General features: G+C 69.0%; 24 protein-coding genes. 13 read left to right on the top strand and 11 right to left on the bottom strand.

All coding sequences use genetic code 11. From position 1 onward, the window contains the following. Window positions 1-3 precede the first annotated feature (3 nt). The 3 genes from ACFWCK_RS03950 to ACFWCK_RS03940 all read left to right on the top strand — a co-directional run bounded on the left by ACFWCK_RS03950 (window position 4) and on the right by ACFWCK_RS03940 (window position 3,333). The gene (locus tag ACFWCK_RS03950) at window positions 4-2,124 is read left to right on the top strand and encodes an alpha-galactosidase (RefSeq protein WP_378804666.1); all 2,121 of its coding nucleotides are present in this window, start codon (window positions 4-6) and stop codon (window positions 2,122-2,124) included. Between the two features lie 70 nt (window positions 2,125-2,194). Beyond that, a complete protein-coding gene (locus tag ACFWCK_RS03945; protein ID WP_378804665.1) occupies window positions 2,195-2,905 on the top strand; it encodes a FadR/GntR family transcriptional regulator in 711 nt (236 codons plus the stop codon). Then, window positions 2,905-3,333, top strand: a complete 429-nt coding sequence (locus ACFWCK_RS03940; RefSeq protein WP_378804664.1) for an agmatine deiminase family protein — start codon at window positions 2,905-2,907, stop codon at window positions 3,331-3,333. The genes ACFWCK_RS03945 and ACFWCK_RS03940 overlap by 1 nt, the downstream gene beginning before the upstream one ends. A gap of 146 nt (window positions 3,334-3,479) precedes the next feature. On the opposite strand, the gene ACFWCK_RS03935 is transcribed toward ACFWCK_RS03940, so the two are convergent. Further along, window positions 3,480-4,232 carry a class I SAM-dependent methyltransferase gene (locus tag ACFWCK_RS03935; RefSeq protein ID WP_378804663.1) on the bottom strand — a complete coding sequence of 251 codons (753 nt, stop codon included), beginning with the start codon at window positions 4,230-4,232 and terminating at the stop codon, window positions 3,480-3,482. Window positions 4,233-4,361: 129 nt separating this feature from the next. On the opposite strand from ACFWCK_RS03935, the gene ACFWCK_RS03930 reads away from it, so the two are divergent. Next, window positions 4,362-4,913: an RNA polymerase sigma factor gene (locus ACFWCK_RS03930; RefSeq protein ID WP_378804662.1), complete on the top strand. Its 552-nt coding sequence runs from the start codon at window positions 4,362-4,364 to the stop codon at window positions 4,911-4,913. A gap of 103 nt (window positions 4,914-5,016) precedes the next feature. Further along, window positions 5,017-5,391 carry a YybH family protein gene (locus ACFWCK_RS03925; protein WP_378804661.1) on the top strand — a complete coding sequence of 125 codons (375 nt, stop codon included), beginning with the start codon at window positions 5,017-5,019 and terminating at the stop codon, window positions 5,389-5,391. A gap of 101 nt (window positions 5,392-5,492) precedes the next feature. Here ACFWCK_RS03925 and ACFWCK_RS03920 read toward each other — a convergent pair whose 3' ends face one another. From ACFWCK_RS03920 to ACFWCK_RS03905, 4 genes are all read right to left on the bottom strand, one after another. Further along, on the bottom strand, window positions 5,493-7,064 hold the full coding sequence (locus ACFWCK_RS03920; protein ID WP_378804660.1) for a Na+/H+ antiporter: 1,572 nt from the start codon (window positions 7,062-7,064) through the stop codon (window positions 5,493-5,495). Window positions 7,065-7,404: 340 nt separating this feature from the next. Continuing rightward, window positions 7,405-8,679, bottom strand: coding sequence for an RNA polymerase sigma factor (locus ACFWCK_RS03915; protein WP_378804659.1), 1,275 nt, complete (start codon window positions 8,677-8,679; stop codon window positions 7,405-7,407). Further along, the gene (locus ACFWCK_RS03910; RefSeq protein WP_378804657.1) at window positions 8,679-9,035 is read right to left on the bottom strand and encodes a YciI family protein; all 357 of its coding nucleotides are present in this window, start codon (window positions 9,033-9,035) and stop codon (window positions 8,679-8,681) included. The genes ACFWCK_RS03915 and ACFWCK_RS03910 overlap by 1 nt, the downstream gene beginning before the upstream one ends. Before the next feature lie 12 nt (window positions 9,036-9,047). Further along, window positions 9,048-9,617, bottom strand: coding sequence for a dihydrofolate reductase family protein (locus ACFWCK_RS03905; protein ID WP_378804656.1), 570 nt, complete (start codon window positions 9,615-9,617; stop codon window positions 9,048-9,050). Window positions 9,618-9,806: 189 nt separating this feature from the next. On the opposite strand from ACFWCK_RS03905, the gene ACFWCK_RS03900 reads away from it, so the two are divergent. Next, complete coding sequence (locus ACFWCK_RS03900; protein WP_378804655.1) at window positions 9,807-10,733, top strand: DUF5996 family protein; 927 nt, start codon at window positions 9,807-9,809, stop codon at window positions 10,731-10,733. Window positions 10,734-10,846: 113 nt separating this feature from the next. Here the strand turns inward: ACFWCK_RS03900 and ACFWCK_RS03895 are convergent, their stop codons facing one another. From ACFWCK_RS03895 to ACFWCK_RS03880, 4 genes are all read right to left on the bottom strand, one after another. After that, the gene (locus tag ACFWCK_RS03895; RefSeq protein ID WP_378804654.1) at window positions 10,847-12,469 is read right to left on the bottom strand and encodes an MFS transporter; all 1,623 of its coding nucleotides are present in this window, start codon (window positions 12,467-12,469) and stop codon (window positions 10,847-10,849) included. 90 nt (window positions 12,470-12,559) lie between these two features. Continuing rightward, window positions 12,560-13,141 (bottom strand): NADPH-dependent FMN reductase, encoded by a 582-nt coding sequence (locus ACFWCK_RS03890; RefSeq protein ID WP_378804653.1) that lies wholly within the window; start codon window positions 13,139-13,141, stop codon window positions 12,560-12,562. Between the two features lie 41 nt (window positions 13,142-13,182). Then, a complete protein-coding gene (locus tag ACFWCK_RS03885; RefSeq protein WP_378804652.1) occupies window positions 13,183-13,887 on the bottom strand; it encodes an NADPH-dependent F420 reductase in 705 nt (234 codons plus the stop codon). Beyond that, the gene (locus ACFWCK_RS03880) at window positions 13,880-14,992 is read right to left on the bottom strand and encodes an LLM class flavin-dependent oxidoreductase (protein ID WP_378804650.1); all 1,113 of its coding nucleotides are present in this window, start codon (window positions 14,990-14,992) and stop codon (window positions 13,880-13,882) included. The genes ACFWCK_RS03885 and ACFWCK_RS03880 overlap by 8 nt, the downstream gene beginning before the upstream one ends. Window positions 14,993-15,083: 91 nt before the next feature. On the opposite strand from ACFWCK_RS03880, the gene ACFWCK_RS03875 reads away from it, so the two are divergent. Further along, a complete protein-coding gene (locus ACFWCK_RS03875; protein ID WP_378804649.1) occupies window positions 15,084-15,560 on the top strand; it encodes a MarR family winged helix-turn-helix transcriptional regulator in 477 nt (158 codons plus the stop codon). Window positions 15,561-15,628: 68 nt separating this feature from the next. On the opposite strand, the gene ACFWCK_RS03870 is transcribed toward ACFWCK_RS03875, so the two are convergent. Beyond that, complete coding sequence (locus tag ACFWCK_RS03870; protein WP_378804648.1) at window positions 15,629-16,972, bottom strand: DUF222 domain-containing protein; 1,344 nt, start codon at window positions 16,970-16,972, stop codon at window positions 15,629-15,631. A 269-nt stretch (window positions 16,973-17,241) separates the two neighbouring features. Between ACFWCK_RS03870 and ACFWCK_RS03865 the strand changes: the two genes are divergently transcribed. The 3 genes from ACFWCK_RS03865 to ACFWCK_RS03855 all read left to right on the top strand — a co-directional run bounded on the left by ACFWCK_RS03865 (window position 17,242) and on the right by ACFWCK_RS03855 (window position 19,254). After that, a complete protein-coding gene (locus ACFWCK_RS03865) occupies window positions 17,242-17,673 on the top strand; it encodes a hypothetical protein (protein ID WP_378804647.1) in 432 nt (143 codons plus the stop codon). Window positions 17,674-17,676: 3 nt separating this feature from the next. Continuing rightward, window positions 17,677-18,255, top strand: coding sequence for a TetR/AcrR family transcriptional regulator (locus ACFWCK_RS03860; protein WP_378804646.1), 579 nt, complete (start codon window positions 17,677-17,679; stop codon window positions 18,253-18,255). Window positions 18,256-18,333: 78 nt separating this feature from the next. Then, window positions 18,334-19,254: a S1C family serine protease gene (locus ACFWCK_RS03855; RefSeq protein WP_378804644.1), complete on the top strand. Its 921-nt coding sequence runs from the start codon at window positions 18,334-18,336 to the stop codon at window positions 19,252-19,254. A 48-nt stretch (window positions 19,255-19,302) separates the two neighbouring features. Here ACFWCK_RS03855 and ACFWCK_RS03850 read toward each other — a convergent pair whose 3' ends face one another. Further along, the gene (locus ACFWCK_RS03850) at window positions 19,303-21,024 is read right to left on the bottom strand and encodes a hypothetical protein (protein ID WP_378804643.1); all 1,722 of its coding nucleotides are present in this window, start codon (window positions 21,022-21,024) and stop codon (window positions 19,303-19,305) included. A 117-nt stretch (window positions 21,025-21,141) separates the two neighbouring features. Here ACFWCK_RS03850 and ACFWCK_RS03845 point away from each other — a divergent pair, with 117 nt between their 5' ends. The 3 genes from ACFWCK_RS03845 (at window position 21,142) to ACFWCK_RS03835 (ending at window position 24,797) form a co-directional block, all read left to right on the top strand. Further along, the gene (locus ACFWCK_RS03845; protein ID WP_378804641.1) at window positions 21,142-22,116 is read left to right on the top strand and encodes an ABC transporter permease; all 975 of its coding nucleotides are present in this window, start codon (window positions 21,142-21,144) and stop codon (window positions 22,114-22,116) included. Beyond that, the gene (locus ACFWCK_RS03840) at window positions 22,116-23,090 is read left to right on the top strand and encodes a carbohydrate ABC transporter permease (protein ID WP_378804640.1); all 975 of its coding nucleotides are present in this window, start codon (window positions 22,116-22,118) and stop codon (window positions 23,088-23,090) included. Before ACFWCK_RS03845 ends, ACFWCK_RS03840 begins: the two co-directional genes overlap by 1 nt. A gap of 63 nt (window positions 23,091-23,153) precedes the next feature. Then, window positions 23,154-24,797 (top strand): ABC transporter substrate-binding protein, encoded by a 1,644-nt coding sequence (locus ACFWCK_RS03835; RefSeq protein ID WP_378804639.1) that lies wholly within the window; start codon window positions 23,154-23,156, stop codon window positions 24,795-24,797. Window positions 24,798-24,859: the final 62 nt, after the last annotated feature.

The raw sequence follows: 24,859 nt of genomic DNA, 5'->3' as shown, positions 1-24,859 counted from the left end.
CTGATGCGTCTGCCGTCCGAGTACATTCACCTCGCGAAGGACGATGTCAGCCTGCTCCTCAGGACGACGGACGGCAAGCCCGAGTTCGTGCATTGGGGTGCTTCCCTCGGAAGCGATCTGCCGCAGGGCGATCGGATCTCGGGTCCCGTCCCGCAGTCGTTCTTCAATGCTCGCGTCCCGCAGCACCTGGTGCCGGAGGCCGGTTCGGGGTGGCTGGTGACCCCGGGGCTCCGCATCGGGAGGGAGGGCAACGAGCTCCACGGCACGTTCACCATTCGCGACGTGTCACGGGAGGCCGCCCACGCCACTGTCATCACGCAGCGCGACGACGAGAACGAGATCGAGCTCATCACCGAACTCCGTCTGGAGGATGCAGGACTCGTCCGCATGCGTCACACCCTGGCGAACACTTCCTCGGTGCCGCTCGACGTCCACCACCTGCTCCTGACGTTTCCGCTGCCGGATCGTGCCAGCGAGCTTCTGGACACCACGGGCCGCTGGTGCCGCGAGGTACAACCCCAGCGGCACGTGATGGGATTCGGTACCTGGATGCGGCCGACGCGCCACGGGCGGACCGGACACGACGCGCCCCTCGTGTTCGCGGCGGGAACCCCCGGGTTCGGCTTCCGGCACGGCGAAGTATGGTCTGTGCACCTCGCCTGGAGCGGAAACGCCCAGCACTACGTCGAGAAGTCGCCGTCAGCCGGCTACGCGATCGGCGCGGGGGAGATCCTGGAGCAGGGCGATGTCGTGCTTGCTCGGAACGAGGCGTACAGCACGCCGTGGGTCTTCGCTTCATACTCGCGCAACGGCCTGGACGCAGCAGCGGCGCAGTTCCACCGGTGGGACCGCGCCAGCCGCGTCGGCGTCAGACCCCGGCCCGTGACCGTCAACAGCTGGGAGGCTGTCTACTTCGAGCACGAGTCGGCGACCTTGCTCGAGCTCATCGAGGCTGCAGCCCGTATCGGAGCGGAGCGATTCGTGCTCGATGACGGATGGTTCCTCGGAAGGCGAAGCGACGCTGCGGGCCTCGGGGACTGGTCGGTCGATCCCGCCGTCTGGCCTCGAGGACTCGGTCAGATCGTCGACCGGGTCCACGATCTGGGGATGGAGTTCGGCCTCTGGGTCGAACCGGAGATGATCAGCCCGGACTCCGACCTCGCCCGTGAGCATCCGGACTGGATCAGTCGCCTCGGAAAGACGCGGCCCCTGACGTGGCGGAACCAGCAACTGCTCGACCTCACGGATGCGGCTGCGTGGGACAACACGTACGCCCAACTCGATCGGCTTCTGAACGAGTACCGGATCGACTACCTGAAGTGGGACTACAACAGGGACAGCACGGAGATCGGCGACGGCCACACGCCGCGGGCCCACGCGCAGGTGGAGGCCGCTTACCGGCTCCTCGACACCATCCGCGCCCGGCACCCCGATGTCGAGATCGAGAATTGTTCCTCAGGCGGCGGACGGGTCGACCTGGGGATCGGCGCCCGCACCGATCGGGTCTGGATCTCCGACACGAACGACCCCGTCGAGCGCTATCCGATCCAACGCTGGGCGATGCAGCTGATCCCTCCGGAGCGCCTCGGATGCCACATCGGCGCTCCCCGCTCGCACACCACGGGCAGGGTCACCGATCTCGCCTTCCGGGTCAGCGCGAGCTGGATGCACCATCTGGGTGTCGAGTGGGACATCCGAAGCCTCAGCGCCGAAGACGTGGGAGTCCTCGCGAACGCCATCCGGTTGCACAAGACGTACCGGGAACTGCTTCATTCGGGGGAGGTCGTCCGGGGCGAGGGGCCTGACGGCGCCCATCTGCTGCACGGCGTCGTGTCTCCCTCCAAGGACCAAGCGATCTTCCAGTACGTTGCGCTGCAGCCGTCGACGACGGACACACCCTCTCCGGTGGGTCTGCCCGCCTTGCAGGGCGATGCCGTGTACCGAATCCGGATGCTGCTCAGCGACGCGCGCGATCGTCCTGAGCAGGCACCGCCCAGCTGGATGCTGGACGGCATCGAGGCAAGCGGTCGCTTTCTCCGGGAGGTGGGGCTCCACATGCCTCTCCTCCATCCCCAATCGGCCGTGACCTTCTCTGCGGAGCTCGTGAGCAATGTGATGGTCTGACGCAAGGATCCAGGTGGTCTGCCACCCTCGTCCGGGGTCTTGTATCGTGTTGGTGACCTGAGGCGGGAAATTGTCACCATCAAACGTTCAAGGCCCTGCAGGCTTGCATCGCGATGTCCTGGAATGGCTGGGGGCGCGGATCGTGACGCACGCACTCAGCACTGGACAGAAACTGAGCCCGGAGGAACTGGGCGCTGAGCGCCAGGTGTCGCGTGCGGTGCTCCGGGAAGTGTTCCGCGTGCTGCAGGCAAAGGGCCTCATCACCGCGAGGCCGCGTCAGGGGACGCTCGTGGCCGCGCCCGAACATTGGGATTTCATGGATCCGGATGTGATCCGATGGCGACTGCGTAGTCCTGATCGCGCGGATCAGGTCAAGGAGCTCTTCTCCCTTCGGCTCGGGGTGGAGCCGGTCGCCTGTCGGCTGATGGCCTCTAAGGCAGAGCCGGCAACGATGGACAAGCTGGACGAACAGATCTCAGCGATGCTGACCGCGTACGAACGCCGGGATCTGCATGCGTTCGCGACTGCGGACGTGGGGTTTCACGCCCACATCCTCGAATCCTGCGGGAGCAACATGTTCCGTTCGCTTGCCGGACCGGTCGCTTCAGCAGTGAGCACGAGGGAGACGTTGCAGTTCCCCCTGGAAGATGTGATTCTTCGAGGGCTGGATCTGCATCGGAGGCTTGTGGCCGAGATTCGAGCGAACGGGCCGGAGATCGAAATGATCTCCCGTGCGTTGATCCTCGACGCGCGCCACGAGATCGAGACGGCGCTCCGTTAGTGATCTGGCACAGTCTCGATACGGGGGCGACCGGAACGGATGGACACATCGACGGCGTCGCTCAGTATGTCGCCCCAGGCCGTGTCCTGCTCGAGGTGCCCGAGTCGGAGGAATCGACCGAGTTCGTCCGCGCCCGTGCGAACCTCGCCGCGCTCCGAGCATCCCTGGACGCGCAGGGACGGACGATCGAGATCGAGCAGCTCGACCCGCCGTTGAACGCGGAGGTCTCCTACGCGAACCACTACATCGTCAACGGCGGCGTCATCGTGCCGATCGACGGCGGCGACGGAGTCGAAGCCTCCCTCGACCGGTTGCGGGAGATCTACCCCGGCCGGGACGTGGTCGGCGTCCGCGCCGACACCATCGCCACGGGCGGGGGCGGGCCGCACTGCATCACCCAGCAGATCCCCGCCGGCCTCTCCCTCTGACGGGATCGCCCCGTCAGAGCCGTCGGCGGCCCGAACGGCCCGGCTGCTCTGCTCTGCCCCGGCAGCGCCGAGCGGAGCAGCCGGCTCCGACGGCGATCACGCCGGGAAGATGGCGGCGACCGGATCCTCCTACGCCGCTGCGCCGCTCATCGCGGCTTCGCCGCCTGGATGAGGTGCCGTGATGAGGTCGCGACGAACGGTTCTCCGGCGCGCATCATCCGATCGAGCTCGCGCAGCTGAGGCTCGTAGTCGGCCACCGAGAAGCCTGGTACCCACCAGACGCATTTCCGGAGGATCCAGACGACCGCGCCGACGTCGAAGAACTCCATGCGGCAACGCGCGATGCGCAGATCCTCGATCACCAGTCCGGTGGCTTCGGCGGCGGCGGCCTCGGCATGAGCCTCCCGGCCCTTGCGCTGTTCGGGGAGCGGCCCGAGGAAGTGTTCGATGAGTTCGAAGGCGGATGCGGCGCCGACGTGCTGCGCGAGGTAGCGGCCCCCTGGCGCCATCACGCGGTGGATCTCCACCCAGTCGGGTCGGACCGGATGGCGTGCGGTGACGAGATCGAACGAGGCGTCGGGGAAGGGGAGGGGGCCGTCCGCGCTCTCGACGACCTCGACGCCCCGCGGGCCCAGCAGTCCCCGTGCGCGCTCCGCGTTCGGCGCCCATCCCTCCGTCACGACCATGCGCCGCGGAAGCTCCGCCGCCGTGGCGAGGACCTCGCCGCCGCCCGTGTCGATGTCGAGCGCGGCATCTGCGTGTCGGAGGCGCTCCGCGAGGAGCCTCGCGTATCCCCACGGGGGCCGCTCCTCGGTGGCGCGTCCGTCGAGCCAGCCGAATCCCCAGCCGCTCACGTCCGCTGCTTCCGCTTCTGACACCAGCTCGTCGAAAGGCTTCACCCGAACACGCTATCTCCCGCGTCCCCGACGGGAGTCGCCGGGTTTCGCGCGCCACCGTGCGCTACGGTCTCCTCAGACGTGCAGGAGCCGTACGGCAGCGCATCACGGCAGTCGGATCACGGGAGTTCTATGGCGGGGGAGCGCGAGGCGGATGACGCGCGTCGGGCGTCATTGACGGCGATGATCGAAGCGGATCCGCAGCGGCTGCGCCGCCGCAGCATCTCGCTGGGCGTCCCGGTCGACGACGCGGACGATGTCGCGCAGAACGCGCTGCTTCGGGCGTGGCGATCGATCGAACAGCTGCACGCGCCGGAACCGGGGCAGATGTGCTCCTGGCTCGACGCGATCGCGCGGAACGCCGCGATCGACCTCGCACGTCTGCGGCACCGTCGGCCGGAGTCGATGCTTCCGGAGGACGTGCGCGACGAGCAGGATGTGAGCGGCGAGGTCGAGATGCGGGTGGTCCTCGGCGGGGCGCTCGAGGCGCTGCGCGGGTTGCCCGAGGCGCTGCGCGAGCCCTTACTGCTGAACGTCGTGGATCAGCTCTCGGCCGCGGAGATCGCCGAACGGCTGGACATCACCCCGGTGACGGCGCGGCAGCGGATCGCCCGTGCGCGCAAGGCGCTGAACAGCTGTCGGCGTTCCGGCATGTCCGAACACGCCTCGCGGGTCGGGGCCTGACCCGGGCTGCTGCCTCCTCGTCGGCTTTGTCACACTTCTGCGTCGGGGGCGTCTTCCTCTCTGAAGGCCCGCGCCGTGCGGGTCTCGGAAGAAGGGAAATCCCATGACCGTGACCTCTCTCGACCAGCTCAACCTCGCCTTCGCGGAGCGCTTCAATGCGCGTGATCTCGAGGGACTGATGGCGCTCAACACCGAGGGCGTCGTGTTCGTGCCCGCGCCGGGCACCCCCGTCACCGGCCCGGACGCCGTGCGCGGCGCGCTGGAGCAGTTCCTCGGGCTGAACCTGCCCATCACCATGACCGTGCGCCACGTGTTCCAGACGGGGAGCACCGGTCTGGCGATCGCCGACTGGACGATCAGCGGCACCGGCCCCGACGGGTCCGAGATCCACCTCGCCGGCACGACGGCGGACGTGGCCGTTCACGACGAGCGGCACGGATGGCGCTACGTCATCGACAACCCCTTCGGCACCGCCTGAACCCCGGGCGTCGGCCGGGGACGGCCGGGATCCGACGGGATCATGGCCGTCCGCCCTGGCTGCCGAGACGCGTCGGGGCATCCGGCGCCGGTCCGGCCGCGTCACTCGTGCCGCTCCGCCGACGCCGGCGTGAGGTGCAGGGCGTCGCGGTCGAGCCGCGTCTGCAGCCGGTGCAGGGTGGCGTCGCTGATCGCGCCGTCGTTGCGGAGGCGGATCACGACATCGCGGGTGTGGTCCACGAGGGCGAGGCTCAGCGCGGCGTAGTCGTGATCCAGGTCGCGGCGGGTGCGTCGTCCCGGCTGCGGTGAGGCGTCGATCCGCTCGAGCCGTTCGCGGTACTCGTTCACGACCCGCTCCCGCACGTGGTCCGGGGCATCGATCCCCTCGGCGAGAGACGGGGTCGCCCGGATCGCCGAGCGCAGGGCGGCGCGATGCGCGTGGGTGAACTCGGCGGACACCATCGAGTCGGGCTCAAGGCGCGCCCAGCGGATCGCGACGGGCAGGAGCATCCCCTGGGCGAGGATCGTGAGGACGACGACCCCCGTCGCGACGAAGATGATCTCGGCGCGACCGGGCATCGCCGCGGGCACGGCCAGCGCGACGGCCAGGGAGATCGCGCCGCGGAACCCCGCGACGGTCGAAACGACTCTGGCACGATGCGTCATCCGCTTGCTCCGCTGGGCGGCGCTCCGGTCCACGAGCCGGATCGTCCAGGTCGTGACCATCTGGAACGCGAAGCGGATGAGCAGGATCGCGATCCAGATCAGCACGCACAGCCCGAGCAGCATCGGGATGCTCTGCAGCGACACCGCGCGCATCGCCGACTGCGCCTCGATCCCGATCAGCACGAACAGGGCTCCGTTCAGCGTCGTGGTCGCGAGCGTCCAGAAGCCGTCCCGCTGCTGCCGGGACTGCGGGGTGCCGGAGCGTGGTCCCGTGCGGCTCAGGTACAGCCCCGCGATGACCACGGCGATGACGCCCGAGGCGTGGATCTGCTCGGCGGCGAGGAACGCGGCGAAGGGCACGAGCACCAGCGCGGCGTTGTGCAGGAGCGGATCCTGGAGGCGGCGGAGCACCACTGTTCCCAGAAGACCGGCGAGCAGGCCGATGGCGGCGCCACCGCCGTAGGCGAGAGCGACGAGGCCCGTGACGTCCCAGCCGGAGTAGTGCGCGCCTCTCGCCGCCAGCCCGATCACGATCGTGTAGACGACCAGGGCGGTGCCGTCGTTGACCAGGCTCTCGGCCCGCAGCTGGACGACGTTGCGGTGCGGGAGCGCGCGGGCGAGGGCTCCCACGGCGGTGGCGTCGGTGGGCGCGAGCGCGGCGCCGAGGACGAGAGCGGGCAGCCACCCCCATCCGAAGGCGACACCGATGCCCGCCGTGCCGAACGTCGTCGCGACCACCAGCAGGGTGCTCAGCAGCAGGATCACCCGCAGATCGCGGCGGACCTCGCGCAGCGGCGTCATCAGCGCCTCCCAGAACAGCAGCGCCGGCAGGAACAGCACGAGCACCGCATCGGACGGGAGGTGGATGTCGCGCACGGCCGGGATGAACCCGACGAGAAGTCCGAGGAGCAGCTGCAGCAGCGGGGCGGGAACGCGCAGTCGCGGGGCGAGCCAGGACGCCCCCACCACGAGGGAGCCGACCAGGACGAAGGTGATGAGCGGATCCATGAGCAGTCCTCTCCGGCAGACGGATGGAGCCGGGAACCGGGGATCCCGCCATCGCGACGTCGGCTCGAAGAGGCTCCGTTCCCCTGAGCGTCGCACACCGGTGTTTCGAGGCCGTTGCGTGCAGGGGAGGGATCCGTTTCGCGCGTCGCCCCAGCAAAATGCAGGCGAGTTGCAGGAGCCTCCCGGGCACGCGCCGCGACGCCCGGCGCGATTCCGGGCCGGATCGCCGTCTCAGCGCGTGCTTCTCCGGGATGGCTCCTGCAGTTCGCTCCGAGGCTCCTGCCGTTGGCGCACGCGCATCGTCGGCGGCTTCATCGAGATCGAACTCGACGACTGAGCCTCAGTCCGCGCGGCCGAGCAGCATCGCCCGCTCGGCGGCGTTCGCGGTGAGTTCCGCCGCCCGCCGGAACTCCGCCCGAGCCGCGGCCGTGCGCCCGAGGCGCTCCAGGAGATCGCCGCGCACGGCGTGCAGCAGGTGGTAGTCGTCGATGGCGCCAGCGGCGACGACCGCGTCGACCAGCTCGAGTCCCGCGGCCGGGCCGTGCAGTTCGGCGACGGCCACGGCGCGGTTGAGCTCGACGATCGGTGAGGGGAACCGCGCGGCGAGCACGGCGTAGAGGCCCGCGATCCGGCGCCAGTCCGTGTCGGCCTGCGTCGCGGCCATCGCGTGCGCGGCGGCGATCGCGGCCTGCAGCGCGTAGCGGCCGGGCGCTCGCCCGCGATCCCGGGCGAGGGCGTGCGAGCGGGCGAGGGCCGCGTAGCCGCGACGGATCAGCAGCCGGTCCCACCGGGTGCGGTCCTGGTCGCGCAGCAGCACGAGGCGCCCCGCGACGTCGTGCCGGGAGCGCAGCCGGGACGCCTGCAGTTCGAGCAGCGCCGCGAGCCCGTGCGCCTCCGGCTCGGCGGGCATCAGCGCGGACAGGATCCGGGCGAGGCGCAGCGCCTCCGTGCAGAGGTCGATCCGCATCCAGTCGTCCCCGGCGGTCGCAGCGTAGCCCTCGTTGAAGACGAGGTAGATCACCTCGAGCACGGCGTCGAGCCGCTCGGCGAGCTCGGCGCCGGACGGCACCTCGTAGGGGATCCGTTCGTCGCGGATGGTCTTCTTCGCGCGCGAGATGCGGCGCACGATCGTCGGGGTTGCGGTCACGTAGGCCCGTGCGATCTCCTCGGTCGTGAGGCCGCCCACCATGCGCAGCGTCAGCGCGACCTGGGAGGTGCGCGAGAGCACCGGATGGCAGGCGGTGAAGAGCATCCGCAGCAGGTCGTCGGAGATCTCGCCGTCCACGACCGATGCCGGATCCGGTGCCGAGGAGGCGTCGGCGAGGAGCTCGCCCTCCAGCAGTGGCAGCTTGCGGGCCAGGGTCGTGTCTCGGCGGATCCGGTCGATCGCCCGGCGCTTCGCCGCGACGGTCAGCCACGCGCCCGGGTTGTTCGGGACACCGTCCCGGGGCCACTGCTCCAGAGCGGCCACGTGCGCGTCCTGGGCCAGATCCTCGGCCAGCGTGATGTCGCCGACGAGCCGGGTCAGCACGGCGACCAGCTGCGGCCACTCGATCCGCCACGCCGCATCGACCGCGCGCTGCACTGCGCGGTCGATGGGCGGGTCGGCCGCCACTATTCGCCGTCGAGCTCTCGCAGCTCGAGGGCCATCGTCCACTCGGGGCCGTGGATGCGCAGGAACCGCGTGCCCCATTCGAGGGCCTCGTCACGCGTGCGGGTCTGCAGCAGGCAGTAGCCGCCGACCATCTCCTTCGACTCGGTGAACGGGCCGTCGACGACGGTCACGTCGCCCGCGGCGAGCCGGAGCACGGCGCCCTCCTCGGGCGGGCGGAGCCCGGCCGTGTCCAGCAGTACGCCGGCCTTCGTCATCTCCTCGAGCAGGTGACCCATCTCCTCCTCGAGCCGGGGGTCGGGACTCCAGTCGGCGGGAAGATCCTCGATGTCGGGCCGGATCAGCAGCAGGTATCGCATGGTCCGATCCTCTCAGGCGACGCCGTAGCGCAGGTAGGTCGCACCGGCCGCGAAGGAGCGGGACTCCTCGAGGGTCAGCGCGAGGTCGGTGCCGGCCGGGAACAGCGGCGTGCCGCCGCCGATGACCGCGGGATGCACGACGATGCGGAACTCGTCGATCAGACCGAGGTCGAGGAAGGAGTGCACGAGCTTCGGGCTCGCGTAGATCGCGATCGTTCCGCCCTGCTGCTCCTTCAGCCGCCCGAACTCCTCCGCGAGGTTCCCGCGGACGAGTCGCGTGTTGTTCCAGTCGGCGGACTCCAGGGTCGTCGACACCACGATCTTGTCGACGGCGTTGACCCACTCCGCGTGCTCGCGCTCGGTGGGAGTGCTCTCGGCGGTGGGCTGCGTGCTCCAGTACCCGGACATCCCGAGGTAGGTCTCGCGTCCGTAGACGGGGAGGTCGAAGTCCTCCTGGATGTGCTGTGCGTAGGCGGCGAGCTCCTCGTCGTACGCGCGGTGGGTCCACTCGAACCCCATCCCCTTGCCGCTGGACACATACCCGTCGAGCGTCATGTGCTCGAAGGCCACGATCTTGCGCATGTGCGTTTCCTTTCGGTGCGGGGCCGCTCTCCGGCCCCTTCACCTGTTCCGTCGAACGAGGCCGGCAGATCCGGACACGCGGATCCGGACATCTCTGCGCGGATCCGGACGCATCGTCGAGGATCCGGCTCCGGGGAAGAAGACCGCGCGGCTCCCGTCGGTAGAGTGTCTTCGATCGAGGAGGATCCCGTGCCCACGAAACCCGGCTGGCCCGCGCTCGCCGTCGAGGACTGGACGCCGACCCGCGAGACGGTGCACATGTGGACCCAGATCGTCGGCAAGGTCAAGATGGCTCTCGCGGCCCCAGTGAACCACTGGTGGCACGTCACCCTGTTCGTCGACTCCCGCGGGCTGACCACCGGTGCGATCCCGGTGGGTGACAGGATCCTGGAGCTGTCCTTCGACTTCGTCGAGCACGTGCTCCTCGCGCGCATGAGCGATGGGCGGGAGGTGTCGTTTGCGCTCGCCGGGCACTCGGTCGCGAGCTTCTACGCGACCGTCATGGCGCTGCTCCCGCGACTCGATGTGCACGTGCGGATCCACCCGGTGCCGAACGAGGTGGCCGAGGCGATACCGTTCCCCGACGACACGGTGCACGCGACCTATGATCCGGAGCACGCCCGCCTCTTCTGGCAGCAGCTGGTGCAGGCGGACCGCGTTCTGCGGCACTCGAGGGCGGAGTTCCGCGGCAAGGTCAGCCCGGTGCACCTGTTCTGGGGTGCGCTCGACCTCGCCGTCACCCGGTTCTCCGGGCGGCCGGCGCCGGCGCATCCCGGGGGCGCCCCGAACTGCCCGGACAGTGTCATGGTCGAGGGTTACTCCGATGAGCTCGGCAGCGCAGGGTTCTGGCCGGGCGGCGGTGCGGAGGGGGCGTTCTACGCCTACGCGTACCCCGCGCCGCAGGGCTATCCGACCGCGGACGTGCCCGATGGGGCGTACTTCGACGCGGAGCTGGGCGAGTTCCTGCTGCCCTACGAGGTGGTGCGCCAGGCGCCGGATCCGGATGCGCTGGTGCTCGCGTTCCTGCGGGCGACGAGCGAGGCGGCCGCACGACTTGCGCACTGGCCGCCCGCGCCGCAGCCGTCGGTGGTTCCGGTCGAGGGGACACCGCGCTAGGGTGACGGCAGCCGGCGCCGCCGGCGCCGCAGGAGCAGGGCGTTCCCGGGCCGATCGGGCGTGTGCCGGGCGACTGGCAGCGGCGCCTGATGGAGCGCTGACCCGGGCACACCTCAATGCCGGGGGAGCCGGACGGCGAACGCGTGCGATTCCGATGTGATCTCCGAGGCCTCCAGCACGCGCGCCAGCGCCGCCGCGTCGCTTCCGGTCCACCGTGTGGTGCGCGAGGCGGTGTACTCGCCCCAGGATCGCACCCGGAACTCCTCCCGGAACGATCCCGATGTCTCGCCGGAGCGCTCCAGGAGCCACCCGGCGGCACCCGTCCGGCGACGGCTGCCGCGCAGGTGCACCATGGCGCTGAGGAACGCCTGCTCGTTCTCGGGTAGGACGTGGTAGACGACGGTGACGATGACCGGGCCGTCCTCCGGCTCCGGGTCGAACACGAGTCGTGGTTCGGGCGCCGCATAGGGCTGGATGGAGCGGTCCAGCCGCCCGGTGTTGGCGTGCAGCGGCAGCACGAGCACGCTCGCACCGACGAGCAGCAGCAGGCCCGCGGACAGCGCAAGCGTCGCGGCCACGCCGATCATCGCGCTCACCGCGCCCCACACGAACGCGCCGAGGCCCTGGCCGCCGAGCAGCACGAGCAGGTAGACGGAGATCGCCCGGGCGCGCACCCAGGGTGCGGCGCTGAGCTGCATGGCGGCGTTCAGGGTGGTGAGGGTGACCGTCCACGCGATCCCCGAGACCAGCAGCAGCGGCACGACCACCGGCAGTGGCCACCACGCGATGCCCAGGGTGCCCACGCCGAACACCGCCGCCGAGATGCCGAGGGCGGCCGATGACGACAGCCGTCGCGTGATGAACGGCATCAGCACCGCGCCGAGAATGGATCCGACCCCGAGCAAGCCCAGCAGCAGCCCGTAGCCGGTCGCGTCCAGGCCGAGCAGACCGCCCGATGCCGAGGGCAGCAGCGACCACAGCGCGCTCGCGGGGATCGCGAAGAGCAGGCTGCGCAGCAGCAGACGCCGCACCACGTGTCCGGCTGCGAGATAGCGGACGCCGGCGAGGATCGCCTGCCCGAACGGCTCGGCCCACGTCTGCGGAACCCGCTCCGGTCGCGGCCACCGCATCAGCGCGACCACCACCCCCAAGAACGACACCGCGTTGAGCGCGAAGACGAACGTCGGGCCGGTCCAGGCGACGAGTATGCCGGCGATGGCGGGTCCCACCGCCCGTGCGGCGTTGACCGTGATCCCGCCGAGCGCCGCGGCCGCGGGGATCTCCTCGCGCGGGACGAGGTCGGGCTGGATCGCCTGCCACGCGGGGGCGGTGAGCGCGGCCGACATCCCGAGCAGGAACGTCATGAGCAGCAGCGAGGGCGCCCCCAGCACCCCGACGGCGGAGAGCACCGTGAGCACGAGAGCGAGTGCCGCCGACACGATGTTCATGGTGAAGAGCCACCGGCGCCGGTCGAACCGGTCGGCGAGCACCCCGGCGAACAGGGAGAGGAACAGCACCGGCAGCAGGCTCGCGGCCTGCACCCAGGCGACGATCGCCGATCCGGAGCCGGCCTGGATGAGGAACCACTGCGCGGCGACGGTCTGCATCCAGCCGCCCAGGTTCGATCCGGTCTGCGCCAGCCAGAGCGCGCGGAACACGGGATGCCGCAACGGCGCCCACGCCGACCCGGCTGTCGTGGTGCCCGCTGGGGTCGTGTCGGCGTTCCGCGCGTTCATGGCACCATTCTGGTGCTCCGGATCCCCTTTCCGACCGTCCGGATCGGACGAAGACACGGCCAGGGTCGGCCATCGGCTCCGCGTCGGACTTCAGGCGGTCAGGTCCGCAAGCTCCGGCTCGCGCAGTGGTGCGAGGGCGTTCGACCACGCGATCAGCTGGTCGAACAGGGTGTTCAGGAAGCCGAGCTGATACTCGCCGGGCGCGAAGGTGCGGAAGTTCTCGAACTCGGTGAGCATCGAGAGCGTCAACGTCTGCCGGACGGTGGCGACCTGGAGTTCGGCGAGGACGAGCCGCAGGTGCTCGATCGCGCGTGCCCCGCCGACCCCGCCGTAACCGACGAATGCCGCGGCCTTGTTGTTCCACTCGGTGTGCAGGTAGTCGATCGCGTTCTTCAGCACACCCGAGGTGGAGTGGTTGTACTCGGGGGTGACGAAGATGTACCCGTCGAACTCGGCGATCTTCTCGGACCACGCCCAGGTGTGGTCGTTCTGGTACTGGCCCATCGCCGGCGGCATCGGCTCGTCGAGGTGAGGCAGGGGGTAGTCGAGGAGATCGACGAGCTCGAATTCGGCGTCGTCTCGTTTGCTCGCCTGTTCGAGAACCCAGTCGGCGACCTGCTTGCCGTTGCGGCCGGGGCGGGTGCTGCCGAGGATGATGGCGATCTTGGTCATTTCTGTCACGTTCCTTTCGTAGGTGCCGTTGTCGGTGGAGGTCACCAGGCGAGAGCGGTCGGAATGCGATCCGCCTCGGCGGCGCGGATGACCGCCCGCAGTTCGTCGGCGGGCAGGTCCGCGCCGAAGGTGGGGTATCCGGGCTGAAGCACGACGCCGTCGGCGAGGGATCCGATGAGAACCGGATCGAAACCGAAGGCGTCCACGACCTCGGCGACGCGTGCGACGTCGTCCTCTCGGTCGCCGGCGATCGCGATCGCCTTGCGGCCTGCGGATCCGGTGGGTGCGGCCTCGTCCTCGAGATCGTGATAGCCCATGTGGTTCAGGGCCTTCACGACACGGGATCCGGTCAGGAACTCCTGCACGACCTCACTGGTGGAGGTGCGCGGGTCGCTCAGATCGTCGCGGATGCCGTCGGTCTCCCACCAGTAGTTCATGGCGTCGATCACGAGCTTGCCGTCGAGTTGTTCCGCCGGCACACTCCGGTACTTGCCGAGCGGCAGGGCCAGGATGACGATGTCCGGTGTGCCCGCCGCATACTCCGGTCGCACCGCGATCGCTCCCGGTGCCATGACGTCCACGGTCAGCGCGATGCGCTGCGGATCACCGGATCCCGCGATCAGCACGCGGAAGCCGGCGGCGATGGCGAGGCGGGCGAGTGTCATGCCGACCTTCCCGGCGCCGAGGATGCCGATGGTGGGGCTCTGGTGATCGATCATGATGTTCTCCTCTGTGGTCTCAGGCATGGACGGCCTTGCCGCCCTTGACGATCTGCGCGGTCCCGCGTCCGGTGGTGTGCCAGTCGCCCGGATCCTCGTCCAGCAGCTCCCGCACCCGTGGGGCCACGCGCTCGCCGAAGAGCCGGATGCTGTTCTCGCGCACGTCGCGCGGCAGGTGCGTCAGGTCGTATTTCAGGTCGAAGCGGGAGAGATGGTTCGCCCGCACGATGGCGGCGATCTTGCGGGCGACCGTCTCGGGGGAGCCGACGTACAGTGCGCCGGTGTCGACCTCCTCCGCGTAACGCTCGGCGGTCGGCGGGTAGAACCCGCGCTCCTTGCTCACCTGCGTGACCACCGGCTCCCAGTACCGCCAGTGCAGGTTCTTGGCCTCGTCGTCGGTCTCGGCGATGAGTCCCAGTGAGTGCTGTCCGATCGGGAGTTCGTCATGCCCGAGCTGCGCCAGCGCCCGGAGGTAGAGCTCGGCATGGCCGGCGAAGCGCTCAGGGCGGCCCCCGATGATCGCCATCATCAGCGGCAGGCCGTAGCGGGCGGCGCGGATCACGGAGTCCGGGCTGCCGCCGATGCCGATCCAGGCGGGGATCCCGCCCTCCGGCATCCGCGGGTGCAGCTGCACGTCGTCCAGTGGCGTGCGGTACTTGCCCGACCAGGTGACCCGGTCCTCGCGCATCAGCCGCACGAAGAGGTCGAGCTTCTCCTCGAAGAGCTCCTCGTACTCGGCGATGTCGTAGCCGAACAGCGGGAACGACTCGATTGCGGAGGCACGACCGAGCACCAGCTGGGTGCGGCCGTTCGAGATCCCGTCCACCGTCGCGAACTCCTGGTAGAGCCGTACCGGATCCTGGGTCGAGAGCACGGTCACCGATGTGCCGAGCCCGATCGCCGAGGTCGCCTGTGCGGCGGCCGCGAGCAGCACCGGAGTCGCCGAGTCGACCGAGTTCTCCTTGTAGTGCTCGCCGACGCTGAACACGTCGAGCCCCACGGATTCCGCCAGCTGGGCCTCGTCGACCAGCAGGCGCAGTGACTCGGCGTCGCTCATCACGCGGTCGCCGTCCGTGGCCACGTCGCCGAACGAGTTCAGTCCGAACTCCAGACGGGTGCTCTGGGTGCTCATCGTGCGTCCTCTCAGGGATCCGACCGTCCGATTGACGTGTCAATAGCCGATGCAACGATAAGATTGACGTATCAATTCCCGAGGAGGCGAGATGAACGGGTCCCACCCCCGGTCGATGCCCACGCGGGAGCAGCTGCGTATCTGGCGGGACCACATCGAGACGGCCGAGGCGCTCCGCGCGCGGCTGACCGCCCGCCTGCTGAGCGAGTCGGCGCTCTCATCCGGCGACTACCAGGTGCTGCTCGCGCTCACCGAGGCGCCGGAGCACATGCTGCGCTCATCCGAGCTGGCGGCACTCATCGGCTGGGAGCGCAGCCGCCTCTCGCATCACCTCGGGCGTATGGAGAAGCGTGGGCTGATCCGTCGGCAGCCCTGCGTCGACGGTGCGCACGGCGTCGACGTGGTGGCCACGGATGAAGGGCGCGAGCAGTTCCGCGCCGGTTCGGTCCCGCATCTGCGCGCCGTGCGCGAGCTCTTCCTCGACGCGCTCACTCCTGAACAGCTCGCGTACGTCGACGACATCTCGGTCGCGCTGCGCCGGCATCTCGGGCTCGCCCCGCAGGACTGACGCGCCCGGGGTCGTTGAGCGAGGGCGCCGCAGGCGACCGAGACGAAACGTCGCACCCTCCCCGCACGTCAGGTGAGGTGCTCGGTGCGGGCTCGTCCGCCCAGGCGCGGAGTGCGGAGGGGATCCGTCGACGGTGGGGGCAGGAACCAGACTTTAGCGCGGATCCCCGTGCCGTCGATGTGGATCTCCCAGCCGTTGTCGTGGACGAGGTGGTGGCATGTTTCGCACAACAGGACCCCGTTGGATAGATCCGTCTTGCCGTGGTCACGTTTCCACCAGTCGATGTGGTGGGCTTTGGTCATTCCGGGTGGGAGCCCGCAGAACGCACACCCGCCGTCACGTTCGCGGAGGGCGAGCTTCTGCGCATCGGTGAAGAGTCTTTTCTCGCGTCCCCAGTTCAGGATCTCCCCGTCCTGCCCGCACACCCACCCGATCAGTCCGCCAGCGGCAGCCATTCGGCGGACCGTGTCGATGCTGACCGGCTGGGTGATCCCGTCGATCAACCCGAATCCGGTCCCGGATTCCAGATCCAGCGCATTGACCCGGACGACCACGGTCGCCCCGTTCAACGTCTTGCTCTTCACGCAGGTGAGGGCGTGCTCGGCGAAATGCACCAGGGCGTCGGCCTGGATCTGCCCCAGAGTGCGCCGGTCGACGTCGGGGGCGTTCGGGTCGCGGCCGTCACGTTTCGCGGCGAACTGGGCGGACACGAATCCTTCGATCGCGGTCTTCACCGCGGCGGCCCGCTCAGGGTCCAGGATCGCGTTCAGGTGCAGCATCCCGTCGCGTTCGAACATAGACAGTTTCGCCTGCCCCCGCAGGTCATCTTCCCGGGGCGGCACCCCGTCCGGGTCCAGGTGCGCCTCCATCCGGGTGATCATCCGACGCACCTCATCCAGCGACAACCTCGGTGCCAACCCGACCAGGAGACGTTCGGCCTCCCCTGCCCGCTCGCGCCCCACGTTCACGATCATCCGGTCCAGGAACGACACGATCATCCCGGCCGCCGCGGCACCGACGCGGCCCGCCGCGAGTGCCGCCCGCACTGCGGGGAACTTCGCCGGCAGCTCCTCGCCGATCAGGTTCGACCGTGGCGCGGTCGCCTCCCCCAGTTTCACCAGCCGGGCCGCGTCACCGGTCGACGATCCTGCCGTGGTCGCGATCAGCTGCGCCGCGTTCCGGTACCCGTGCTGCTTCGCCAAAGACTCCGGACCCAACTCCCGCCGCGACTCGCGGGCGATGCCGGCCGCGACCTCCGCGTGCACGGCGTCGGCGGTGCGCTTGAGCTGCCCGATCGCGTCGTTGACAGCGACCAGACCGGCGCGGGAGAGCCTCGCACCGGACTCGACCTCACCCCATGCCTGCTCCAGAAGCCGAGTGGCTTCCACAAGCGGGTCGAGGGTGCTGGTCATACCCCGATTTTACCTTGTTTCGAAGATATGTTCCAGAGCTATCCACATCCCGATTCATCTCCAGACCTGGGAATATTCTGCGATCGCCCCCCGCAGCGATGTGTGGAGCACCGCGACGCGAACGTCGGCAGGCGAGCGCGGTCGGATCCAATCGCGCCCTGCAATGGCTCGACGGACTTGGATCGCGACGCCGACCCTTCGAGTCGCCCCTTGACGCTCTATGATGGCCGACATAATATGACGAACATCATAAAGCGAAGGAGTTCGTCATGCCGATGATCGATCTGTACGCGACCGAGGGCACGTTCCCGGATCCGCAGGTGCTCGCGCAGCGTCTTGCCGAGATCGTCATGCGTGTCGAGCAGGTGCCCGACATCCCGATGTTCCGCAAGAACACGGCCGCGTTCGTGCACGAGCTGCCGGCCGGCGCGATCCGCAACGTCGACGGTGACAGCGATTACGTCCGGGTCCAGGTGCTCACCAACGCCGGTGCGCTGGACCGCGACAAGCAGCTCGCCGTGGTCGCCCAGCTGACCGATGCCGTGGCGGAGGCGGCAGCGGATCCGTCGCTCTCCGCGCGCACGTGGGTCTTGCTGACCGAGGCGGTCGAGGGAGGCTGGGGCCTGTGGGGCACCGCGCACACGAACGCGGACCTCGTGCAGGCGGCCAGGGCCGAGATCGCGAAGCTGCAGGGGTCCTGACAGGTGACGTCGGACGCCCGGACCGCGATGATCGAGGCCGCGATCCGGATCCTCGCGGAGGACGGTTACCAGGCCGCATCGTTCACCGAGGTGATCGCGCGCTCGGGTGCGCCCCGCGGGTCGATCTATCACCACTTCCCCGGCGGCAAGGACGAGCTGGTCGCCGCAGCGCTCGACGCACAGAGCACCCGCACCTTCGATCGCCTCGAGGGGCTCGCCGGAAAGGACCCGGGCACGGTCGTGCGCACATTCACCGACGGATGGCGGCGCGGGCTCGAACTCACCGACTTCGCGGTCGGCTGCTCGCTGCTCGCGGTGACCACGTCGACGGGTGCGGGCGCGCTGCGTGAGAAGGCGGGAGGACTGTTCCGCGACTGGCGCGGTGTGCTCGCAGGCCTCTTCGTCGCAGGCGGGGCGGATCCGTCGATCGCGCCGGCTTTCGCCGCTCAGGTACTCGCGGCGACCGAGGGAGCGGTCGCGATCGCTCGCGCGGAGCGTTCGTTCGAGCCTTTCGATCTCGCGGCGGGGCAGCTGCAGCGCGCCGCGTCGGAACTGAACGCCGGGCCGTCGAACGAGGCGTGAGGCCGAGGGCGGCGCGGAGGCGTCAGCCCTCGGCGAACGACCGCCGACCCCGCTCGGTCCGGGCGGAGACTGCTGATCATGGACGACGATGAAGCGCTCGACGCGTACTCGACCATCGTGGTGCGCGTCGCCGAGACGGTGCTGCCTGCGGTCGCGGCCGTGAACGTGCGCACGGCCGAAGGCGCGGGCGCCGGCAGCGCCACGGTGATCCGCGCCGGGCTGCTGCTCACGAGTGCGCACGTCGTCACGGGCGCGCGCGAGGTGGGGCTCGCGTTCGGCGACGGCACCACGGCCGACGCGGACGTCGTCGGATCCGATGTGCTGAGTGACCTCGCCGTGCTGCGCGCCCGCGGGCGGACGCCGGATCCGGTGCCGCTGGGCGACGCCGCACGGCTGCGCGTGGGGCAGCTCGTCGTCGCCCTCGGCAACCCCCGAGGGCTCGCGGGCAGCGTCACTGCGGGCATCGTGTCGGCGCTCGGCCGTTCTCTGCCGACCGCGTCGGGCCGCGTGATCGACGAGGTGATCCAGACGGATGCGGCCTTGAACCCGGGCAACAGCGGGGGCGCACTGGCCGACAGTGCGGGCAGGCTCGTCGGCGTGAACACGGCCGTCGCGGGCGTCGGGCTCGGCCTCGCCGTCCCGATCAACGCCACGACGCTCGAGATCATCGACACGCTCTCCACTGCCGGCCGTGTGCGCCGGGCCTGGCTCGGCGTGGCAGGGTCCAGGGTTCCACTCACCCCCGAGGCCGCCGCGAAGGTGGGCTCCGCGACCGGGATGCAGGTCATGTCGACGGTTCCGGGGAGCCCTGCCGCTCTCGCGGGCGCCCGCCCCGGCGACATCGTGCTGTCGATCGACGGCACGCCCGTGTTCGACCCGACGGGGCTGCAGCGCGTCATGGTCGAAGGTGCGATCGGGCGTCGGATGGAGATGACCGTGCTGCGCGGCGGTGCCCTGATCGACCTCGTCCTGGAGCCCGAGGAACTGCGACTCGGCTGAGTCCCCACCGCGAAAACCGCTGGTGATCCCGTCTCAGCCGCCCCCGGCTCAACTGCGCGGATCCTGGCGGAAACCGTCTTCGGGAGCGTCGAGCGCCGGATGCTCCCGTCTGCGGGGGCGAAGACGGTGCACGCGGTTCCCGCGCAGCACGAGCGACTCGACTCCGCGGATCTCGCCCAGCAGCGGCCCGTCCGCCTCGATCTCGTTGCGCTCGAGGCGGATCGTGCCGTGCGCCGGCGGGGCGCCTTCGTACGTGCCAGGCGCGACCTCGAGCACGCCCGCGGTCACGCCCAGGAACCGGTTGTCCGCGATCGTGACGTCGCGGACGGGCCCGGACTCCCACCAGTCCCTGGCATCGGCGGCGATCTGGATGCACGCCATGGTGATCGTCTCGAAGCGGCATCGTTCGATCCGCACCTGCCGGCGTGTGGTTACCAGAATCGCACGCGTCGGAGAGCGCACGAAGGCGCAGTCGCTGATCGTGACCTCAGGCGTCCGGGTGGTGTTCTCCACGGCGAGTTCGCCGCGGGCCGCCGCGGCGACGACATCGTCGGGCAGAGCGTTCGCGACGTCGACGACGATGGGTGCGCACGCGGAGACGGTGTCGCGGCCGCTCGGGCCTGAGACGATCCCGGCGATCGTACCGAGGTGCACGGGCTGCAAGGTGCCGCGGTCGACGAGTTCGATGCCGTCGCCGACGGAGAACGGCGCGAAGCCGGCCGTCTGATCGTGGCGGTACTCGAGGGTCAGCCGGTGGGAGCCCTCCACCGCGGCCACCGCGAGGTAGGTGCCGTGCACGTTGATCGGATCGTCGTGGGGGCCGTCGAACGTGCAGCCGCGGATCTCGATCCGCCCTCTCATGCCGGAGCACTGCACGAAGTCGGCGAAGCCCGCCGTCACGCGCCCTGAGTCCTCCGGCGCGCGGAACGCCACCGTGTCGAGCAGCAGGTTCTCGCCGGTCTGCGCCACGAGGCCGAACCCGTGCAGATAGTGGATGCACATCCGCCGCAGCTCGACGTCGGAGGAGTCCAGCACGAGCATGCCGGGATGGTCGCGCACGATCTCGCGCAGCTGGTAGACGGTGTCGCGGTCGTCCGGAGGCCCGGTGGAGGAGTGCCGGATCCGGATCGTGTGCTCGTCTATCCGCGTCACCTCCGTCACGTCGTCGAAGAGCGGGCAGGGCCCGCGCTCGACCCGTCCGGTGGACGGGTCGAGGCGCTGGGCGTAGGCAAGGGCGTTGCGGCCGGACCAATATCGCTCGCCCGTGAACGGAGAGCGCTCCGAGAGCCACACGACGTCGGCGCCCTCGACCTCGAACAGCGTCGCGGCTGGCACGGTGAGCAGTCGCCAGGCGCCCTCCGCGTCGACGCCGGCATCGGCCACGGTCACGTCGATCACGGTCGGTACCGCCCAGTCGACCGTCAGGCCGTCGAGGCGGACGCGCGTGCTGTCGACGATCGCGAGCGCGGTCTGGTGTCCGTGCAGGGCGAGGCGGGCGCCCTGGCCGACGACCTCGAGGTCGTGCACCTGCTCCAGGAGCAGCCCGATCGACTTCATGGCGTAGGCCGGGTCCGTGCCGACCGTGTTCGACACGTACAGCTCGCGCTTCGAGGCGGTCTCCGGCCACAGGTGGTAGTCGCCGGGCGCCAGCGTCAGTCGGCTCGGCCCCTCCAATGCCCGTGCCGCTGCGATGGCCGCGCGCAGCGCGGGGCCGGCGTCGAGCATCTCCGGTGCATCCATGAACTCGCGGATGTCGATCTCTTGCGTCATCAGGACCTCTTGCTGCTCCGGAAGGGTCTGTGCCCAGATACATCCGATGAATCACTAGCGGAAACGGGCTCGGGCACATAATATTACGACGTAAAGTAAATCCCCTGGAGGACTCAGATGACGCTCAGTGCCGAGCAGAACGCATCCGCAGAGGCGGTGAAAGCGCCGCCGCGGAAGATGTCGCATCGCGCCAGGTTCGCGCGCAGCCTCCGCCGCTACTGGCAGCTTTACCTGCTCCTGCTGCTGCCCGTCGTGTGGTTCATCGTGTTCCGCTACGTGCCCATGGTGAACGCCGTGATCGCGTTCAAGAACTACAACCCTGTGCAGGGCGTGTGGGGCAGTCCCTGGGTCGGGTTCGACAACTTCGCGAACCTGTTCCGCAATCCGGTCTTCCCCAGGCTCCTGGTGAACACGCTGGTGCTGGCCGGATACACGCTGATCGCGAGCTTCCCTCTTCCGATCATCCTGGCGCTGGCGCTCAACGAAGTGCGGCTCCGCTTCTTCAAGCGCACGGTGCAGCTGGTCACGTACGCGCCCTACTTCATCTCGACCGTCGTGATCGTCTCCATGACCATCCTGCTGCTGTCACCGCGGGTCGGCTTGCTCGGGCGCACCCTCAGCTTCTTCGGATCCGGCCAGGTCGACCTGCTCGCGAGCGCGGATTTCTTCCGGCACATCTACGTCGCGACCGACCTGTGGACCACGACGGGCTACTCCGCTGTCATCTATCTCGCCGCGCTGTCCGCGGTCGACGTCTCGCTCTACGAGGCGGCCAAGATCGACGGCGCCAACCGGCTGCAGAAGATCTGGAACGTGGACATCCCGTCGATCATGCCGACCGCGTCGATCATCCTGATCCTCGGTGTCGGCAACATCATGGCGATCGGCTTCGAGAAGGCGTTCCTGCTGCAGAATCCGCTCAACCTGTCGACGTCGGAGATCATCCCGACCTACGTGTACAAGACAGGCATCCTCAACGCCAACTTCAGCCTCGGCGCCACGATCGGGCTCTTCAACGCCGTGATCGGACTGATCCTTCTGCTCGTGGTCAACAAGGTGTCGAAGCGCATCTCGGGAAACGGACTCTGGTGATGGCCCTGCTCGACAGCGATGCGCTGACCTCCACAGAACTTCTCACCACCGCTCCCACCGGACGCCGTCGCCCGCGGTCGGCTGCACGAGGCGTCAAGGTCAAGGAGACCAGGGCGGATCGCGTGTTCGTGATCTCGGCCTACGTCCTGCTCACGATCTTCCTGCTGGTGGTGCTGCTGCCCCTGCTGAACGTGCTCGCCAGCTCGTTCTCCAGCCCGCAGGCCGTCTCATCGGGACGCGTGCTGTTCTGGCCCGTCGACTTCACGCTCCGTGGCTACGAAGTGGCCCTCGGCAACCCGGCGATCCTGCGCGGTTTCGCGAACTCGATCTTCTACACGGTCGCGGGCACCGTGATCAGCGTCGCCGGCACCGTTGCGATCGCCTACCCCCTCTCGCGGGGGCGCCTCTACGGCACCAAGGTGCTCACGGGCTTCGTGGTGTTCACCATGCTGTTCAGCGGCGGTCTCATCCCGATGTACCTGGTCGTGCAGTCGCTCGGACTGCTGGACACGCGCTGGTCGATGCTGCTGCCGAACGCGATCGGCGTGTGGCAGGTCATCATCGCGATGGTGTTCTTCCGCAGCTCCATCCCCGAGGAGCTGTACGAGGCGGCGCAGCTGGACGGCGCGAGTGAGCTGCGGATCCTGTGGACGATCGTCCTACCGCTCGCCAAGCCGCTGCTCGCGGTGATCGCCCTGATGTACGCGATCATGCAGTGGAATTCCTACTTCGACGCCCTGCTGTATCTGCGCAGCGCCGACCTGCAGCCTCTGCAGCTCGTGCTGCGCGGCCTGCTGATCGTGCCGCAGAGCGGCAGTGGCGGAGACGTCGCCGCGCAGTTGCAACGGCGCGAGCTCGCAGACCTGCTGAAGTACTCGACGGTCGTGATCGCGACGGTGCCAATGCTCATCGCCTACCCGTTCGTCTCCAAGTACTTCAGCAAGGGCATCATGGTCGGCGCCGTGAAGGGCTGACCAGATGCTCCCCAGAACCCACCACCACCCGAAAGCCCCATCCGGTCAAAGGAGAATCCGGCCATGAAACACAGCATCATCCGCGGCGCCGCCGCCCTTGTCGCCGTCGCGGCGGTGAGCCTGTCGATGGCGGCGTGCTCGCCGTCGAACAGCGGCGGCAGCGTCGGCAACGGCAAGTTCGTCGCCTTCGGCCCGCAGGGCGACAACGGGTCGCTCAACGACAACGCCTTCACGAAGGAGATGGCGAAGAAGTTCGACATCAAGTTCGACTGGCAGACCACGACCTATGACGGCAGCGTCGCCGGCGAGAAGCGCCAGGTGTCCCTGGCGAGCGGCGACTACCCGGACGCCTACTTCCTGGTGCCGTGGGTGGACGCGTTCTCGCGCGGCGAGATCATCAAGTACGGTCAGCAGGGTGTGCTGCTGCCGCTCGAGGACCTCATCGACAAGTACGCGCCGAACCTGAAGAAGCGGTTCGAGGAGAAGCCGGACTGGAAGCAGTCGGTCGTCGCGCCGGACGGGCACATCTACGCGATCACGCAGTGGAGCGAATGCACGCACTGCAGCGCGCCGTCCAAGCTCTGGATGAACTCCGCGTGGCTGAAGAAGCTGGGGTTGAAGCAGCCCACCACCACGGATGAGCTGGTGACAGTGCTCCGGGCGTTCAAGAACGACGACCCGAACGGCAACGGCAAGCAGGACGAGATCCCGCTCAGCGGATCCGTCTCCGAGCCGATCATCAACTACTTCATGAACGCGTTCACCTACGCGCCGTACAGCAGCCCGACGACGCCGGCACCGATGGTGATGGACCACGGCAAGGTGAAGCTGGCGGCGACGACCGACAAGTGGCGCGAGGGGCTCGCCTTCATGGCCTCGCTGGCGAAGGAGGGGTTGCTGGACAAGGCGGCCTTCACGCAGAACGGCGACGCGCTCAAGGCGATCGGAGACAATGCCGGCACCGAGATCCTCGGATCCGCCGTCACGCTGCACCCCTACGTGTTCGTGACCGCCGACTCTCCCGATGGCCGGGATAAGAACTACGACGCGGTCGCGCCGCTCAAGGGACCCGACGGCACCCAGCTCGCCACCTACAAGTCGCCCGTGAACCCGCTGGGCATGTTCGCGCTGACGAACAAGTCGACGGAGGACGAGCGGATCAAGGCGATCAAGCTGCTCGACTACATCGTGACCGACGACGGCACCAAGCGCGCCGCGATGGGCATCGAGGGGAAGGCCTGGGTGCCGGCCGCTGCCGGTGACGTCGCGCTCGACCCGAGCATGAAGCCGACGTTCAAACCGCTGGTGTACGACGAGACCTCGAACTCGGCCTGGCGGTCGCTCGGGCAGTACTGGGACTCGCTCGAGTTCCGCAACTCGCAGGTCGTCCCGGAGGACATCTACACCCCGGCGGGCTACGAGCGCCGGCTCTGGAACGCCACAGCGGAGTACTCGCCGTACTTCCCGTCGAAGGACGTGCTGTTCCCGGCGGAGAAGCTGTGGCCCGACCTGGCCACGGCCTCCCAGCTCGCGGACCTGCAGACCAACATCGCGACATACATCACGCAGGCTGAGGCGGAGTTCATCTCGGGCCAGCGCGACATCAACGACGACGCGGCGTGGGCGGCGTACAAGAAGGACATCGACGGACTCGGTCTCTCCGACTACCTGAAGATGGAGCAGAAGGCGTACGACGCGATCAAGTGATCGCGGGGTCGACCGACGATGAGGGCCGGGTGGAGGATCTCCACCCGGCCCTCATCCGTCGG

The sequence above is a fragment of the Microbacterium sp. NPDC060117 genome, assembly GCF_042729315.1.
Classification (GTDB): Bacteria; Actinomycetota; Actinomycetes; order Actinomycetales; family Microbacteriaceae; genus Microbacterium.
The sequence above is the reverse complement of the archived record's forward strand: the minus strand, read 5'-3'. Positions and strand labels throughout refer to the sequence as shown.

Bases quoted from the DNA above. Each gene is read 5' to 3' on its own strand.
- ACFWCK_RS03950 (WP_378804666.1), top strand. From the start codon at position 4: ATGCGTCTGCCGTCCGAGTACATTCACCTCGCGAAGGACGATGTCAGC.
- ACFWCK_RS03930 (WP_378804662.1), top strand. From the start codon at position 4,362: ATGGCGGGGGAGCGCGAGGCGGATGACGCGCGTCGGGCGTCATTGACG.
- ACFWCK_RS03925 (WP_378804661.1), top strand. From the start codon at position 5,017: ATGACCGTGACCTCTCTCGACCAGCTCAACCTCGCCTTCGCGGAGCGC.
- ACFWCK_RS03920 (WP_378804660.1), bottom strand. From the start codon at position 7,064: ATGGATCCGCTCATCACCTTCGTCCTGGTCGGCTCCCTCGTGGTGGGG.
- ACFWCK_RS03910 (WP_378804657.1), bottom strand. From the start codon at position 9,035: ATGCGATACCTGCTGCTGATCCGGCCCGACATCGAGGATCTTCCCGCC.
- ACFWCK_RS03905 (WP_378804656.1), bottom strand. From the start codon at position 9,617: ATGCGCAAGATCGTGGCCTTCGAGCACATGACGCTCGACGGGTATGTG.
- ACFWCK_RS03895 (WP_378804654.1), bottom strand. From the start codon at position 12,469: ATGAACGCGCGGAACGCCGACACGACCCCAGCGGGCACCACGACAGCC.
- ACFWCK_RS03890 (WP_378804653.1), bottom strand. From the start codon at position 13,141: ATGACCAAGATCGCCATCATCCTCGGCAGCACCCGCCCCGGCCGCAAC.
- ACFWCK_RS03885 (WP_378804652.1), bottom strand. From the start codon at position 13,887: ATGCCTGAGACCACAGAGGAGAACATCATGATCGATCACCAGAGCCCC.
- ACFWCK_RS03880 (WP_378804650.1), bottom strand. From the start codon at position 14,992: ATGAGCACCCAGAGCACCCGTCTGGAGTTCGGACTGAACTCGTTCGGC.
- ACFWCK_RS03875 (WP_378804649.1), top strand. From the start codon at position 15,084: ATGAACGGGTCCCACCCCCGGTCGATGCCCACGCGGGAGCAGCTGCGT.
- ACFWCK_RS03870 (WP_378804648.1), bottom strand. From the start codon at position 16,972: ATGACCAGCACCCTCGACCCGCTTGTGGAAGCCACTCGGCTTCTGGAG.
- ACFWCK_RS03865 (WP_378804647.1), top strand. From the start codon at position 17,242: ATGCCGATGATCGATCTGTACGCGACCGAGGGCACGTTCCCGGATCCG.
- ACFWCK_RS03855 (WP_378804644.1), top strand. From the start codon at position 18,334: ATGGACGACGATGAAGCGCTCGACGCGTACTCGACCATCGTGGTGCGC.
- ACFWCK_RS03850 (WP_378804643.1), bottom strand. From the start codon at position 21,024: ATGACGCAAGAGATCGACATCCGCGAGTTCATGGATGCACCGGAGATG.
- ACFWCK_RS03845 (WP_378804641.1), top strand. From the start codon at position 21,142: ATGACGCTCAGTGCCGAGCAGAACGCATCCGCAGAGGCGGTGAAAGCG.
- ACFWCK_RS03840 (WP_378804640.1), top strand. From the start codon at position 22,116: ATGGCCCTGCTCGACAGCGATGCGCTGACCTCCACAGAACTTCTCACC.
- ACFWCK_RS03835 (WP_378804639.1), top strand. From the start codon at position 23,154: ATGAAACACAGCATCATCCGCGGCGCCGCCGCCCTTGTCGCCGTCGCG.